The sequence below is a fragment of the Lysinibacillus sp. KCTC 33748 genome, assembly GCF_002237755.1.
Taxonomy (GTDB): Bacteria; Bacillota; Bacilli; order Bacillales_A; family Planococcaceae; genus Lysinibacillus.
In genome coordinates this window covers 35,591-50,904 of record NZ_MWSJ01000017.1, presented here as the reverse complement: position 1 = coordinate 50,904, position 15,314 = coordinate 35,591, and the positions used below count along the sequence as shown (strand labels likewise).

18 protein-coding genes are annotated in these 15,314 nt (G+C 37.9%); 1 reads left to right on the top strand and 17 read right to left on the bottom strand.

Annotated elements, in window-relative coordinates:
- Positions 1-16: 16 nt before the first annotated feature.
- The 7 genes from B1B04_RS17970 to B1B04_RS17940 form a co-directional block, all read right to left on the bottom strand.
- Positions 17-379 carry a YxeA family protein gene (locus B1B04_RS17970; protein ID WP_079562778.1) on the bottom strand — a complete coding sequence of 121 codons (363 nt, stop codon included), beginning with the start codon at positions 377-379 and terminating at the stop codon, positions 17-19.
- A gap of 1 nt (position 380) precedes the next feature.
- Positions 381-2,249 (bottom strand): FtsX-like permease family protein, encoded by a 1,869-nt coding sequence (locus tag B1B04_RS17965; RefSeq protein ID WP_079562777.1) that lies wholly within the window; start codon positions 2,247-2,249, stop codon positions 381-383.
- Entirely contained in the window at positions 2,236-3,003 is a 768-nt protein-coding gene (locus tag B1B04_RS17960; RefSeq protein ID WP_079562776.1) for an ABC transporter ATP-binding protein, read from the bottom strand. Before B1B04_RS17960 ends, B1B04_RS17965 begins: the two co-directional genes overlap by 14 nt.
- A 272-nt stretch (positions 3,004-3,275) precedes the next feature.
- Positions 3,276-3,749 (bottom strand): glutathione peroxidase, encoded by a 474-nt coding sequence (locus B1B04_RS17955; protein WP_079562775.1) that lies wholly within the window; start codon positions 3,747-3,749, stop codon positions 3,276-3,278.
- An 18-nt stretch (positions 3,750-3,767) separates the two neighbouring features.
- The gene (locus tag B1B04_RS17950) at positions 3,768-5,102 is read right to left on the bottom strand and encodes an FAD-dependent oxidoreductase (protein WP_079562774.1); all 1,335 of its coding nucleotides are present in this window, start codon (positions 5,100-5,102) and stop codon (positions 3,768-3,770) included.
- Between the two features lie 13 nt (positions 5,103-5,115).
- Positions 5,116-6,261: a VanZ family protein gene (locus B1B04_RS17945; RefSeq protein WP_079562773.1), complete on the bottom strand. Its 1,146-nt coding sequence runs from the start codon at positions 6,259-6,261 to the stop codon at positions 5,116-5,118.
- A 331-nt stretch (positions 6,262-6,592) separates the two neighbouring features.
- Positions 6,593-6,880 (bottom strand): DUF6509 family protein, encoded by a 288-nt coding sequence (locus tag B1B04_RS17940; protein ID WP_079562772.1) that lies wholly within the window; start codon positions 6,878-6,880, stop codon positions 6,593-6,595.
- 154 nt (positions 6,881-7,034) lie between these two features.
- Here B1B04_RS17940 and B1B04_RS17935 point away from each other — a divergent pair, with 154 nt between their 5' ends.
- On the top strand, positions 7,035-8,219 hold the full coding sequence (locus B1B04_RS17935) for an alanyl-tRNA editing protein (RefSeq protein ID WP_079562771.1): 1,185 nt from the start codon (positions 7,035-7,037) through the stop codon (positions 8,217-8,219).
- Between the two features lie 426 nt (positions 8,220-8,645).
- Here the strand turns inward: B1B04_RS17935 and B1B04_RS17930 are convergent, their stop codons facing one another.
- The 10 genes from B1B04_RS17930 to B1B04_RS17885 all read right to left on the bottom strand — a co-directional run bounded on the left by B1B04_RS17930 (position 8,646) and on the right by B1B04_RS17885 (position 15,311).
- On the bottom strand, positions 8,646-9,461 hold the full coding sequence (locus tag B1B04_RS17930; protein WP_079562770.1) for a metallophosphoesterase: 816 nt from the start codon (positions 9,459-9,461) through the stop codon (positions 8,646-8,648).
- 257 nt (positions 9,462-9,718) lie between these two features.
- Positions 9,719-10,441 (bottom strand): amino acid ABC transporter ATP-binding protein, encoded by a 723-nt coding sequence (locus B1B04_RS17925; RefSeq protein WP_079562769.1) that lies wholly within the window; start codon positions 10,439-10,441, stop codon positions 9,719-9,721.
- Positions 10,434-11,093: an amino acid ABC transporter permease gene (locus tag B1B04_RS17920; RefSeq protein WP_079562768.1), complete on the bottom strand. Its 660-nt coding sequence runs from the start codon at positions 11,091-11,093 to the stop codon at positions 10,434-10,436. Before B1B04_RS17920 ends, B1B04_RS17925 begins: the two co-directional genes overlap by 8 nt.
- 84 nt (positions 11,094-11,177) lie before the next feature.
- Entirely contained in the window at positions 11,178-11,975 is a 798-nt protein-coding gene (locus B1B04_RS17915; protein WP_079562767.1) for a transporter substrate-binding domain-containing protein, read from the bottom strand.
- A gap of 30 nt (positions 11,976-12,005) precedes the next feature.
- Positions 12,006-12,230 (bottom strand): hypothetical protein, encoded by a 225-nt coding sequence (locus tag B1B04_RS17910; protein WP_079562766.1) that lies wholly within the window; start codon positions 12,228-12,230, stop codon positions 12,006-12,008.
- Between the two features lie 141 nt (positions 12,231-12,371).
- Positions 12,372-12,731: a Na+/H+ antiporter subunit G gene (locus B1B04_RS17905; RefSeq protein ID WP_079562765.1), complete on the bottom strand. Its 360-nt coding sequence runs from the start codon at positions 12,729-12,731 to the stop codon at positions 12,372-12,374.
- Entirely contained in the window at positions 12,709-12,993 is a 285-nt protein-coding gene (locus B1B04_RS17900; RefSeq protein WP_079562764.1) for a Na(+)/H(+) antiporter subunit F1, read from the bottom strand. Before B1B04_RS17900 ends, B1B04_RS17905 begins: the two co-directional genes overlap by 23 nt.
- Complete coding sequence (locus B1B04_RS17895) at positions 12,993-13,475, bottom strand: Na+/H+ antiporter subunit E (RefSeq protein ID WP_079562763.1); 483 nt, start codon at positions 13,473-13,475, stop codon at positions 12,993-12,995. The genes B1B04_RS17900 and B1B04_RS17895 overlap by 1 nt, the downstream gene beginning before the upstream one ends.
- Positions 13,475-14,980, bottom strand: coding sequence for a Na+/H+ antiporter subunit D (locus B1B04_RS17890; RefSeq protein WP_079562762.1), 1,506 nt, complete (start codon positions 14,978-14,980; stop codon positions 13,475-13,477). Before B1B04_RS17890 ends, B1B04_RS17895 begins: the two co-directional genes overlap by 1 nt.
- Positions 14,973-15,311 carry a Na(+)/H(+) antiporter subunit C gene (locus tag B1B04_RS17885; RefSeq protein ID WP_079562761.1) on the bottom strand — a complete coding sequence of 113 codons (339 nt, stop codon included), beginning with the start codon at positions 15,309-15,311 and terminating at the stop codon, positions 14,973-14,975. The genes B1B04_RS17890 and B1B04_RS17885 overlap by 8 nt, the downstream gene beginning before the upstream one ends.
- Between the last annotated feature and the right edge of the window lie 3 nt (positions 15,312-15,314).

Here is a 15,314-nt window from a genome sequence, read left to right as displayed (position 1 = left end):
GGACTACTCCTTCTTCTTATTTTTTCATTAGCTCTTGCACTTTTTTTGGTAGCTCATGGAATTTTACTTCATCATATGATGATACTTCCGTTTCTTTTTTTACATAAAGCTTCAAGTATGCATCGTGACGTAAATTTTTCTGAGCTGAAAACTCCAATGTTTGCTCTTCACCGTTCTCGTCATAAGCAGGTAGCTCGTACAAATAGGACTTCATAATTTCTCCAGTATCTAGCTTATATTCCTTTAGATCACCATCAGAAGTGATATGAACATAGTATGCTTCTTTATTTAAACGGTTAAAATCTACGGTCATTAGAACAACAAGACCCGCTACGAACAATAAAAACAATGCTCCTATACCTAAGAATACTTTTTTCATTTTAATTCCCCTGTCTAACAATTTTATAGAATGAACGAACTGTAAAGATATAATATATGCCGTAAATTGCAGAATAAGCAATCATCCACAGTATTACTGGTTTCGTTATATCCATACCAAATAACTGTGAAAAGGCTAGCAGCGCAAATGCACTATGTGCGATACCAACAACGAGTGGTGCACTAAAGATAACGGCAACCTGTCCTGCAACTGTTTTTAATATCTGTTTTTTATTAACACCGATTTTATTTAAAATCGCATATTTAGACTGATCTTCCTCAGCCTCTGTTAAAATTTTAAAGTAAATAATACTTCCTGTCGCCGCTAAAAATACTAATCCTAAAAAGCTTCCTACAAACAATAGTGATCCTACAGTAGCTAAACTAGCCTCATAACTTTGTGGAACACTTGAAAACCCATCCTGCTGTTCAGTAGCTAGTTGATTGGAAATCTCCTTTGAAATATCCTGTTGCTTCAAGTCATTATCCATACCAACTACCTGCATTTTAACACTTTCTGCATTTGTTGCTGTGAACACTTTATCATTAACAACGAGTACTGTACCAGCTGGTAAAAAGTTTAACACACTCTCCGTATACATTTTATCAACATGGAATGATTCCCCGTTCTCCAATTTAAACTCTTCACCCGTAAAATCATGTGAAAAACGTTCATCGAAAGTTGTATCAAGTAACACTGTTGAACCATCTGCAATGTGCAGTTCTTCATCTTTCCCCTGCAATTTTGCTAAACGATTATAGTCAGATTCCTTTAATAATGTATATTCAAAATACGAATATTCATTATCGACACGTAAATTTTTTACAGAAAGCGCTTCGTTGTACAAGACGTCTTCTTGCGAAAATTTTACTGTCTCACCCTTCCACATAAATGTGTTAGGTAACATTTGACGTACAGTTGCTTCCGCATTGTAATACATCCCGAAAACGCCGCCACCTGCTGTAATCGTCGTCGCACTTAAAATAGCGATGATCGAAAGCGATTTAGCGTTTGCTCGAATACGGTACAATAATTGTGATACCCCGATTAAGTTCAAGCCTTTCCATGACCAAGAAGTTGCATTTTTCAACGCCGTTAACACAAATACGCTAACACTATGGAATAACAGATATGTCCCTGCAATGGTCACACCTATAACCATTAATGGCGTACCTAGTATTGTGAAGAATCTCCAGATATCACTTGTAAATATATCTTCAGATGCTGTGTAATAACCAAATGCAATTAGCGCTGCCCCAAGAATAGCTGCTACTAATGATGCACGTGGAATCTTCTCTCCTTGCTTCTCAGCATGGAACAAGTCAATCAGTTTAAATTGATAAATGACACGATAGCCCTGTAAAGATGTGAATAAAAATAGTAGCGCAAAAATGCCTGTTGTATTTACTAGAGCCTCAGAGGAAAAAGTTAAACTTCCTACAACCTCATAGCCCATTAAACGAACTAAAATCATTAATAGCCCTTGTGACATAAAGAATCCAAGAACAATTCCTAGTACTAGAGAGACAAGCCCAATCACTAAATTCTCGAAAAAGAGCATTAAGCCAATTTTCTGCTTACGCACACCTAGTAAAGAGTAAAGTGCTACTTCCTTTTTTCGTCTCTTCATAAAGAACGAATTGGAATACGCCATAAAGATGATGATGAAGAATAATAGCACAACGGATGATGCACTCATCAATCCTTTAATTTGCTGCGATGATTGTTTTAATGCTGAAAGATCATCATTATATTTCAATGTCACAAACGTAAAGTAGATGACGATACTAAAAACCATCGAGGCGATATATAAAAAGTAGTTCGACAAATTACGTTGAACATTTTTTCGCGCTAAACTAAATAACGTCATTTACTCCACCTCCGATGCCAGCAAGCACCTGTAAAATCTCTTGGAAGAACTGCTTTCTTGTTTGAGTACCACGATGGATTTCCTTAGAAAGCTGTCCGTCCTGAATAAATAGAATGCGCTGACAGAAGCTTGCTGCGAATGCATCGTGCGTAACCATCATAATCGTGGACGCTTGTGAATTATTTAAATCACTTAAACTTTCAAGCAAGTCTGTTGCTGATTTTGAATCAAGAGCACCTGTCGGCTCATCCGCAAAGATTAGTTTCGGCTCTGTTACTAACGCACGTGATGATGCTGTACGTTGCTTTTGCCCACCTGAAATTTGATATGGGTATTTATCAAGTAAGTCTTTTATCCCAAACAGTGTAGCTATGCGTTCTACCCTTGCGTTAATTGCCTTTGTTGGCACTTTTGCAATCGCAAGAGGCAGTACGATATTTTCACGAACTGTTAAAGAATCGAGTAAGTTATAGTCTTGGAAGATAAAGCCTAGATTGTCGCGACGAAAATCTGCTAACTCTGCATCCTTCATGCACGCTAAGTTTGTATCACCAATAATAATTTCACCAGTTGTTGGCGTATCAATTGTGGCTAACACATTTAATAACGTCGATTTCCCAGCCCCTGAAGGCCCCATTACACCAACAAACTCTCCTTTTTTTACTTCAAATGATATATTCGATAGCGCTGTAAATGTATTTGCGCCTTTGCCGTAAGTCTTTTCTACATTTTGAACCTTTAATAATGGCGTCATAAACGCTCACCTCTTCTTTCTGACTTTAGTATACGCCCTCAAACTTACAACAAATTTGTCCCAAGCTTACAACAACCTTAAATCAACCTATCCACATGACATACGTTTTAACAAAATATCACCTAACTTTTGAAGTTTATCGCCCAATTTTTTAGTTTTATTGATAAACTTTTGCATTTTATCACCCAACTTATAATTTTTATCGACATCCACCCTCAAATGAGCATAAAAAAGGATTCACACACAAAACTGTGCGTGAATCCTCAACTTTATTATGATAAAACTTCTTTAATATCGTCCTCAAAGCTACTTGGCTTATCAGCTGATCCATAGCGTCCGACAACTTCACCATTGCGATTCACAAGGAATTTTGTGAAATTCCATTTTATACTGTTGCCGAGAAAGCCTTTTGAATGCGATGTCAAATGCTCAAAAATAGAGTGTGCATCCTTACCATTGACCTTCACAATTTCATGCATAGGGAACGTCACGCCATATGTTAAACGGCATTGTGACGCCGCTTCCTCAGCAGTCGCCACTTCTTGTTTAAACTGATTGGATGGGAAGCCAAGAACAACAAGACCTTCATCCTGATATTTTTTATATAGATCTTCTAATTCTTCAAACTGCGGTGTAAAACCACATTTGGAAGCCGTATTAACAATTAGCATTGCCTTGCCTTGATAACGATCTAAGCTATATTCAGTACCATCTCCCAAAGCAACCTGAATGTCGTAAATGCTCATTTCTAATAACCCCTTTCGTTATAAACGCGCATTTATTCTGGCCACCTGCTGTAGTGGATCCCAAACACCATTAAATGGAGGCGCGTAGGCTAAATCTAAATCTAGTAAATCAGGTAACGTCATTTTATTGTATAAGGCTGTCGCAAACACATCGATCCGTTTATCAATACCTGCCGGACCAACAATTTGTGCGCCTAAAAGTTGTTGATCTCGTTTACGAACAACAATTTTAATGAACATCCGTTGGGCACCTGGATAATATCCCGCAATATGGCGCGCAGACAATTTAAAGGCTTCATATTCAAAACCTAGCTCTTTAGCATTACGCTCATTAATACCTGTCGTGGCAATCGTTAAATTGAAAAACTTTAAGATCGACGTACCTACAATCCCGCGAAACGGCGCAAACTTGCCCGACATATTGAGTCCTGCTAAACGACCTTGCTTATTAGCTGTCGTTCCAAGAGGTATATAATCTAGGCGTTCTTTCACAATATTAAAATGCGTTGCACAATCTCCCGCGGCATAAATATTTTCAACAGATGTCTCTAAATGTCGATTGACGATAACCGCACCATTTTTCTCTAGTGCTATACCTGTACCTTCTAAAAATTGAGTATTTGGTTTAATCCCCGCAGCCATAATGACTAAATCCGTATCAAATGCGCCATTGTCTGTTATAACACGCTCAACACGGTGATTCCCCTCAAATGCCTCTACTTTTGTATTTAGCACAAGCTCGACATCATTCTTTTTCGCTTCTTCATGAACATGTTGTGCAAGCTCTTCATCTAGGATTCTTGCAACATAGCTACCTCGTTGAATCAATCTTACTTTTTTGCCGCAAGCATGGATCGTCTCGGCCATTTCTAGCCCAATATAGCCTGCGCCTATAATTGTTACATTTTCTATATCCGGCGTTAAATCGGCTAGTAACTCATCTAGCTGAGGTATTGTTTTCACCGTGTGTATACCCGCTAAATCCGAACCTTTCTTCACCGGCATAATAGGATCCGCGCCTGTTGCAATAAGGAGCTTATCATAAGGAATTTCAAATGATTCACCAGATGACTGTGTTCCAAAAACAAGCTTCTTGTCTACATCAATTCCGTTAACCTCATGACCAACACGAGCATCAATACCGTACTTATCACGAAACGTTTCTACATCTCTTGCTATAAGACGCTTTGTCGATGAAATACGCCCATCTACAACATAGGGCAAGCCACACTGCCCATATGAATAAATAAATCCACGTTCTACAGATATAATCTCTGCCCCAGGTACATTTCGATATATTTCCATTGCTGCTGACATTCCGGCAGCATCTCCTCCGATGATTACGTATTTCATCCAACAATCCCCCCTATTTTTTTCTCGTTGCTAATAAGCCTGCATAATAGTCCATATAAAAACGGCGTCTACCTCCACTTACAATGACACGAATAACATGAATAGCAATAACTATCATTAGAACAAAGTTCGCTATAAAGGCTGACAATGTAATGACAATTTGTAGTACATAAAATGGTGAATCCATATCTAATTTTATGTTCCCTATAATTGTTATAATCTCCGACGTGCAGACTATCACGAGAATAGCAACGCAACGACGCAACGATTGACTGACAATACTTTTGCCGTTTTCACTGACCATTGTAAATCGCATAAACTTCATCCCTAATGTTGCACCTTTTGTAAAACTCGGAACAACACCAAAGAGCAACAAATACAAAGCAATTTTTATTAAAAACTCAAAAATGCCACTATAGCCTATTACGACACTAACGAAGAACAAAATGACTTGCGCTATAAATAAATCTATTGCTAGTGCCAACAATATCGATAATGGTTTGACAATATCTTTCTCGACCATTTCTGCTGCTTTAGCCGTCACCTTTTCATGAGAAGGAAACAGCGCCCACACAACAGGGGCTAAGAAGAACCCTAATAGTGCACCAACACTGTTAAGTATTAAATCATCCACATCAAAAATTCGATACGCACAATTAAAGATGCCATAAATTCCTGTATATTGGGTTACCTCATAAAACAATGTTAGCAAAAAGCTAAATAGAAATGCACGTTTCCAGTACTTTCTTTTTTTAAGGAAATAACGCAAGTACACGCCAAAAGGCATGAGCAGCAAGAAATTAAAAAATGCCTGAAAAAAAGCAGGCTGCTTCGGTATATAAATCCATGTTGAAGGATTCGTCAAAACAATCCCACTATCCTTTAAAATATCCGTAACAAATTGAAAAGGATGTAAATTATAATGGACTGTATCTGGGGCTTGCAAAGAGCAAGTATCACGTGTTTCTGGGAAAGGCAATAAAACTAAGCATAATGCCGATAAAAAGTAAAAAATAAATGAGAACGTAATAATCGTTTTGGATACAGATAAGTAGCCATATTTCCGATACGTATAAATAAGCCAAGGTACAAATAGCATAAAGGATGAGAAAATTGTTATTAATAAAGCTACCATTATAGAATGTGTATAAACTGACATAGAACACCTCTTCGTTTAAAAATCGGCTATTCACCATAGGTTTGTTTTCCGTTCTGGCTGAGCACTTTCTGGGACGGTGCATCCAATTAGCCGCTTTGGTGATTAAGCCTAAGAATTTCTTAAACTTAGTTTACCCTTTTAACACAACACTACTATTTCATTAATCTTAAATAATCCTTAATTAGTGATGTAAAGTTAAAATTCCACTTAAACTCCCATGAGACAAACAAGTGTACACCAATGTAACTCGTGCCTGTCCACAGAAAGCAAAGCGGAATTTTATCGAATAAGAAAATATTTATTTTTGTTGGAAATGCTTTTACGCAGACCTCTACGCTTTTGCGATTTCCTCTTTGCAGAATGTTAAAATCTCTTCTAGCTCTTCATCCTCTAATGCAAAATCTAAATACTCACTTTCTGCTTTTTCTATGATGAAGTAATTTAAAATAAATGACTCTTCACCTTTTTCAGCGATTAGTACACGAATTTCAATTCCTGCTTCGTGATAAAGCTCATCTTCTTCATCAATATCTACATCTAAAATAAATTCGTAACGCTTGCCTTCAATAATGTTTGTTGGATCTAAAATTTCTTCCATTGAGAATTGTGTAATTTCCATTGTACGATCTCCTTTAAGTTAACCTATTCTTATATATTAAATCAAATTCAGCATGGGTCAAATAGAAAACTCGTATACACTCGAAAGTAATTATGCCACAATGAAAATAAATTAATTGAGAGACGTGATTCTCTTACATAAAGGAGGCTTTTTCTTGAAAGAGCTACTATATTATCAAGATGTTATGTTACGTGAATTTAATGCAAAAATTATCAATAAAGGAAGAGATGCAGATGGCCGTAACTACGTGGTGCTATCAAATACTGCATTTTATCCAACGGGAGGCGGACAACCTCATGACACTGGTACTTTAAACGATATCGAGGTTATCGAGGTCGAGAAAATCAATGATGAAATTCGCCATTATATTCAAGGCGACCCTACTAGCTTAGTTGGAGAAGTGCATGGACAATTGAATTGGCAACGACGGTTTGATCATATGCAGCAGCATGCAGGTCAACATATTTTAACTGCGGCCTTTGTCGAGCTTTTCGATGCACAAACTGTTAGCTTCCATTTAGGTAGTGAGCAAGTCACAATTGATATTGCCGTGGATGTCCTAACGGAAGAACAGCTTGTTGCCGCGGAAGCCCGTGCCAATGAAATTATTTTAGAGAACCGCCCAATTGACACGACATGGATTACAGAAAAAGAACTAGAGAACTACAGCCTACGTAAAGATGTAGCCGTTACAGGAGATATTAGACTTGTTATTATTCCAGACTTTGATTACAACGGTTGTGGTGGTACACATCCAACATCAACAGGACAAGTCAGCGCAATAAAAATCCTAGGCATAGAAAAAATGAAGGGCAATATTCGTGTCTCCTTTGTATGTGGCCATCGAGTTTTAGCGGAGCTAGCCATGCGAAAGAAAGTTCTAGCTGACGTTGCAAGACAATTAAGTGTACCTGAAATTGAAGCAGCTACAGCACTTACAAAAATCTTAACAACACAGAAAAATACAGAAAAGGCACTTGTAGCGGCAAAAGAAGAGCTGCTAAATTACGAAGCAAAAGCGTTAGTTTCTAGTAAAGAACGCCTTATTACTGCCGCTTTTACTCAACGGACTATGCAAGAGCTTCAAAAATTAGCTCGAACTGTTGTCACTGAGCAGGTAGAAGCTATCGTATTACTTGTTTCAGAAAATGAAGACAAGCTTCAGTTTGTTGCAGCACGTGGTGCAAAAGTTGAAAAGAGTATGAAGGACATTGCCGGGAAGGCACTGCCACTCATTAATGGAAAAGGCGGCGGCAGTGATCAGATGGTACAAGGCGGTGGCGAGCGTATTATCTCTACCGAGCAACTATTTGAAGCAATGCAAGAAGTACTAAACTAACCTTTTCGATTACAACAAAGGAGCTGTTCCATTACTGGGATGGCTCCTTTATTCATTTATGCATTCCACCACTTGCTGCACATTCTATCGCCGACATCTCCCCATCGATAATTATCCACAGACAATTGCTCAGCTAAAGTAATCAATCCACCAATAAATTATTTTATCCACAAGTTATCCACAAACAATACACAAATTACCCACAAGTCCTCTCGATTATATCTAATTGATTCACCAGATAAAAAAACTTTCCATAATGATTTATAAAAACAGAATAGTTCCTAGTACCACCCGAACTACTCTTTGAATTACCAAACAAGGCTGATTTTATATCGGGATGGGCATTGGTTCTACTTTGATTATGAAATACTCATTTATCTTGTTAAACGTATAACAAAAAAGCACTGCGTAGCAAAGACGCAGTGCTTACTTTTTCTTTAATTCCATTACAAGAATTTCTGGTGGATTAAAAATTCGAATAGGTACTGTACTATTACCTAATCCTCGACTAACGGCCATAGTTGTTGTTCCTTCTTCAAAAACACCTGCCGTATACTTCGGAAGTATTCCCTGTCCTCGTGCGAAAAGACCACCAATACCAGGAATTCGAACTTGTCCACCATGTGCATGTCCTGCAAATACTAAATCAATTCCATATTCCACATACGTATTAAACACTTCTGGTCGATGCGCTAGTAAAATCGTTAATATATTTGGTGGAACATCTTTTGTTGCTATTTCTAGCATTTCTTTCGTTGTTCTACCCGATAACGGATCTTCGATGCCAACAATCGCCAAGCGCTCCCCGTCGCGCTCAATAATGGCCGATTCATTGGACAATACATGTACACCTAACGATGATAGCTCGTCATAAATTACATTCACTTTATTCGTCGCTACTTCATGGTTTCCTAGTACATAATAAACATCCGCTAATTTAACTAATCCCCTAACAGCCTGCAAGCTTCGCTCCAAATTATAACGATTACTATCAACTAAATCACCTGTAATAAAAATCAGGTCAGGATTTGTTGCTTTCACCTTTGCTATGAGTTTCTCTTGATGTTCACCGAAGAGAGCATCCTGTAAATCTGTTATTTGCGTAATGCGTAGTCCATCAAAGCCGGCGGGCGCTTTTTCTGACTCGAATTCATACTTGCTTACAACCAGCCAATGATTGTTTACGTACAAAAAAATGACTATAAAAACAACAAAAAAAGCTACATATAATAATTTTTTCAATCGCAATCGCTCACTTTGTGGCTACTTTTTCAGAAAAAATCTGACTCTCCTATTATAAGCATAAAACAAGGTAATTGTAAGCATATGCACATAAAATCATTAGATTGCACAAAAAGAGTAGCTCGAAATGTACCGATGACCGAGGATCTAACTAGCCAGTTTTTCTATAGGGGATCCCATGTATGGACACCTCAACAAATGAAAATAAAAAACGCATTTAGACACTCCTTTAAAAGAGTCTAAATGCGTTTTATTACTTATAATACTTTTTCTAAAAAATCTTTCGCACGTTGTGTAGATGGTGATGAGAAAAACTGTTCTGGTGGTGCGTCCTCAATTAACTTTCCGCCATCAAGGAATAGTATACGGTCAGCCACTTCACGTGCAAAGCCCATTTCATGCGTTACGATTAACATCGTCATACCCGTATCAGCAAGATTTTTCATAACGGCTAATACCTCTTTTACCATTTCAGGGTCAAGAGCTGAAGTAGGCTCGTCAAATAAAATTACTTTTGGATCCATTGCTAGTGCTCGAGCAATAGCAACACGTTGCTTCTGTCCTCCCGATAGACGGCTTGGATATTCATTACGCTTATCAAATAAGCCTACTTTCGTTAATAAATCTTCAGCCTTTTTAATAGCCGCTGTCTTATCTATTCCTTTTACATTAATCGGTGCGTATGTTAAATTTTCAAGTACCGTTTTATGAGGAAAAAGATGAAAATGCTGAAATACCATACCGACCTCTTCACGGATTTTCATAATGTTTGTCCCTTTGTCCGTTAGAACGTCACCCGCAATTGTAATCTTTCCACTCGTTGGCTCTTCTAATAAATTTAAGCAGCGCAGGAATGTTGATTTACCAGACCCTGATGGACCAATAATAGCAATTACTTCTTTTTCTTTAACTTCTGTTGAAATACCCTTTAGTACTTCGTTTTGTCCATATGATTTGTGTAAATCTTCAATTTTAATCACTTCTTCTCATTCCTTTCTCAATTCGTCTACCAAGGAACGTTAATACAAGCGTCATAATGTAGTAGATTACACCCGCAAATAGTAAAGGCTCAAGATAGCGATATGTTGAACCACCTACAATGTAAGCACGGCGCATAATATCAAGTGCACTAATAACCGTCACGACAGCCGTTTCTTTATTTAATGTAATAAACTCATTCACTAATGATGGTAAAATATTTTTTACGGCTTGTGGGATAATAATATCTTTCATCATTTTCGCATATGGAATACCTAGCGCTTGTGCCGCTTCCATCTGTCCTTTATCAACCGCATTAATACCAGCGCGAATGATTTCTGAAATATAAGCACCTGAGTTTAACCCGAATGCAATAATAGCCGTTGGAACTGGGTCAATTTGAATATCTAATAATTGTGGCACTGCATAATAGATAATCATTAATTGTAGTACGAGCGGTGTACCACGGAAAATTGATGTATAAAAATCTGCAAACCAACGTAAAACACTCACTTTACCAATTTTGCATAACGCTAGTAATATACCAACTATAAAACCGATGATTGATGCACCGAATGCAATTTGAAGTGTAACACCTATCCCTTTTAATATATAAGGAATAGAGGGAATGATAGCTGTAAAATCTAAATTCACAGTGCCCCCTCCTTTCTTGTTCTTTTTTCAGGAAATGAAAGATATAAGCGATAGCTCGAGATAGAGCTATCGCAGTAAACTTACTTATTTAACTTTTAACCATTTTTCTTCTAGCTCTTGAATTTTACCTTCAGCAGCTAATTCTTTTAATGCTTTGTTAATTTTATCTTTAAGATCGCTACCTTTTGGAACAGCGATCGCTTTAAAGTCTTCAGGTTGCTCTTTAACAGGGAACGCTTCTAGTTTATCGTTCGTATCAAGATAGCCTTTCGCTACGCCACTTTCTACAATCCCAGCATCTAAACGCTTAGACATCATGTCTTGAACAATTTCAGGAATTCGAGTACGACCTTCAACAGTGGCATCTACTTCTTTAGCAATTTTATTTCCTAAAGTTTCTTGAATAGAAGCGTTTTGAACACCAATTTTTTTACCGGCTAAATCAGCCTCTTTTTTAATACCGCTATCCTTTTTCACGATAAATACTTGCTCTGTTTGATTATATTTATCAGAGAAATCTACAACTTTTTCACGTTCTTCATTAGGTGACATACCAGAGATAACAATATCAATTTTTCCGGCTTGTAGAGCTGGCACTAAACTATTGAAATCGATATCTTGAACTTCTATTTCTGCACCAATCTTTTCACCAACTAATTTAATTAAATCAATATCAAAACCAATAATATCATCACCTTTTGCAGCATCAACATACTCAAATGGTGCATAATCAGATGAAGTACCTACTTTTAATACTTGCTTTTGTTCTGTGCCTTCGTTAGCATTTGAACCTTTATCGCTTGCCTTATCATCTTTTGCGCCACATGCCGCTAGGACAGCGATTACTAGCACGAGCATAACCATGAAAAATTTGTTTTTCATATTCAACAATCTCCTTTTATTTATGTTTTATTATCTATAATACTCTTGTTCTTGAAAATAAGCGCATGGATATTTATACAACAAGGAGAATAAATATCTACCTGCTAATAAGATATACTCTTTCGAAGTAATAATCAAGCTAATCTGAAAATTCCCCGATAAAATATTATATACATAATTTTCGGAAAAATCAATCCATTTAGATTTACGACCGACAAAATAAGCTCCTCGATCATACTCCACCGGCCGCTTCATTTGTACTCCCAACAACTTATACATGGCGTACGTTTTAACAAAAAAGACCCCGAAAATGGGGTCTCAGATTATTAACTAACGCTACTCCTACGGGATAAGCTAGAGCCAAGCCCGAGATGCCTTTGGAGGTTGCCACTTATTTTATTTTTCATCTGCAAATAGCTTTTCCTTTAACTCATCCTCTCCGGACCCTTCTGCTAAAGGTACGCGAGATCGATACGCAGCACGACATATTAAATGCCCTGCTACAGGAGCTGTTACAAAAACGAAGCCAATTCCTAATATTAAACGTACACTAACATATCCATCATGAACCCAAAAGTAAATAAATGCGCCTAATAGACATGTTAAGACCGACAATGTCGAACTTTTCGTTGCAGCATGTGAACGCGTGTATACGTCCGGTAAACGAATCATCCCAAATGCACTAATAACACTTACAATGGAGCCAATCAATATAAGTATAACTGCCGCCCATTCAATCATTTGATTTACGTTCAACAATCACACCTCTTTCAATATATTTCGTAAATGCAATCGTGCCGATAAAAGCTAAAATCCCTAATATTAATATCGCCTCTAAATACGCCTTTGTTTTCAAAATAATAGAGACGATAGCGATTGCTGAAAGTAGATTAACACCTATTGTATCAAGTGCAATAGCACGGTCAGGTAACGAAGGGCCTCGAATCACACGAAAAAGTGACAACGCAATCGATACACTGAATAATGCAAGAGCTAAAAGTAAAATTTTATCAATCATTAACGTGTCACCTCCATGATCGCTTGTTCAAATTTTCCTATTGAACGAATGACTGCTTCTTTCGATTGTTCAATATCCATTGCATGAATATAAAACATATCTCCCTCTTCAGAAACTTCCATCACGACTGAACCTGGAGTCAGTGTGAGCAACAATGCAAGAGCTGTTATTTCCCAATCTCCTTTTAGCGCTGTTTTATACGTAAATATTCCAGGAGTTATAGTGAGCTTCGGCGTCGTAATTTGTTTTAATACGCTGTAACTCGATAATAGTAGCTCCCAATTAAAGAGCCATAATAATTTAATGATTGAAAACACACGTCGTAAATAAAATTGTGTGCCGTAAAAGCGGTGCATCGCATATAAAATCCCTATTCCGACGATAAAGCCCATTAGAAATGTCGAAAACTGTGGTACCACTTCATCCTGTAACAAGAGCCAAAGTGTTGCGATAAATAAATTCAGAATAAATTGCATCGCCATTATTCATTCACCTCACCTTGCCATGTTGTGCCATCTAGCACTGCATCAATATAGATTGATGGCGTATAGAGTGTCTCTGCCGCGTCTGTTACATACGGAGCCATCCATTCAGCTCCAATTCCTAAAGCAATCGTACAAGCGGCCAACAATGTTAATGGTAAAACCATACGCTTTGGTAACGGCTTTTCATCCTCTAGGCTAATAATCGTTTCCCCAAAGAATGAGGAAAGAAATATTCGTAATAGGGAATACAAAACAATTAAACTAGATAAAAATCCTAGCCCTAGTAGAACAAAATTACCGCCCTCAATAGCTCCTTGTCCTATTAAAACCTTCCCTAAAAAGCCACTCAATGGTGGTATCCCAGCAAGGGAACACATGACAATAAAGAATAACCAGCCAAAAAGAGGGTAATTTCGAATAAGCCCACTCATTTTATCAATAACCGTTTCGCCAGTAACATACATCATCATGCCAACTGCTAAAAACAGCATGGCCTTAGCTACCATATCGTGCATCAAATAGTATGTTACGCCCTGTAAGGCAGACTCGGTACCGATCGCTAGACCAGCTACTATAAAGCCCACACCAATAAGGACATTATACGAGGCAATTGTTCTTACATCTCGTCCTGCTAGTGCTCCCATACATCCAGCAATAATCGTCAGTCCCGCCATAATTCCTAGTATCATATGAGTCACTTCAGTATTATTCGGGAAAAGTAATGTAAAAGTGCGGACGAGCGCATAAATCCCAACTTTTGTTAATAATGCAGCAAAAAGTGCGGCTATAGCTGTTGGTGGTGCACTGTATGAGCCTGGGAGCCAGAAGAATAATAATAGGCCAGCCTTCAAGCTAAAGACAATTAAGAAAATAAGAGCCACAGTCGTGATCAGTGGGTCAGCTCCTAGCTCCATCACGCGGACTGAAATATGTGCCATATTCAACGTTCCAACGGTTCCATATAAAAAAGCTAATGCCACTAGGAAAATCCAAGATGCAACAATATTAATAAGGACATATTTTAATGCCTCTCGCAACTGAACTTTCTCGCCGCCTAAACTAATGAGTGCATATGAAGCAAGTAACATCACCTCAAAGCACACAAACAAGTTAAAAACATCCCCTGTTAGAAATGAGCCATTCACACCCGCCACCATAAGTAGGACAAACGGGTAAAAATACATCTTTTCAAAGCTCTTACCGATTGTAAAAAAGGCATATAACAGACAAATAGCTGCGACAATATTCGCTACTAATACGAGAAGCATTGCGAACGAATCAGCAACAAATAAAATGCCGAATGGCGGTGCCCAGCCACTAAAATCAATACGCATTACACCCTGTTTTTGAATCTCTAGCAATAAAATAACACTAATAAAGGCAACAAAGCTTAATGTCAATAAACTAATGATGCGCTGCAAAAATACATTGTCACGTAAAAACACAAGTAAAATGGCCGTAATAACCGGCACGATTAATGGTAAAACAATCATATTACTCATCCGGCGTACCTCTCAATTCATCAAAATTCGCCGAACCGTTCGTTTTATAAGCTCGGTAACCGAGAACAAGCACAAATGCCGTCACCGCGAAGCTAATCACGATTGCAGTTAAAATCAAAGCTTGCGGCAGAGCATCTGTGTAAGGACCTTCTGATTCCTCTAAAAGTGGTACATTCCCCTTCTTCAGTCCACCCATCGTTAAAATCAGTAAATGTGCCGCATGCGATAATACCGCCGTTCCTAAAATCACACGTAATAACTGTTTCGAGAGGATTAAGTACGTCGCAACAGCTACTAATACACCAACTAACACTAGTATTAAAGACTCCATTGG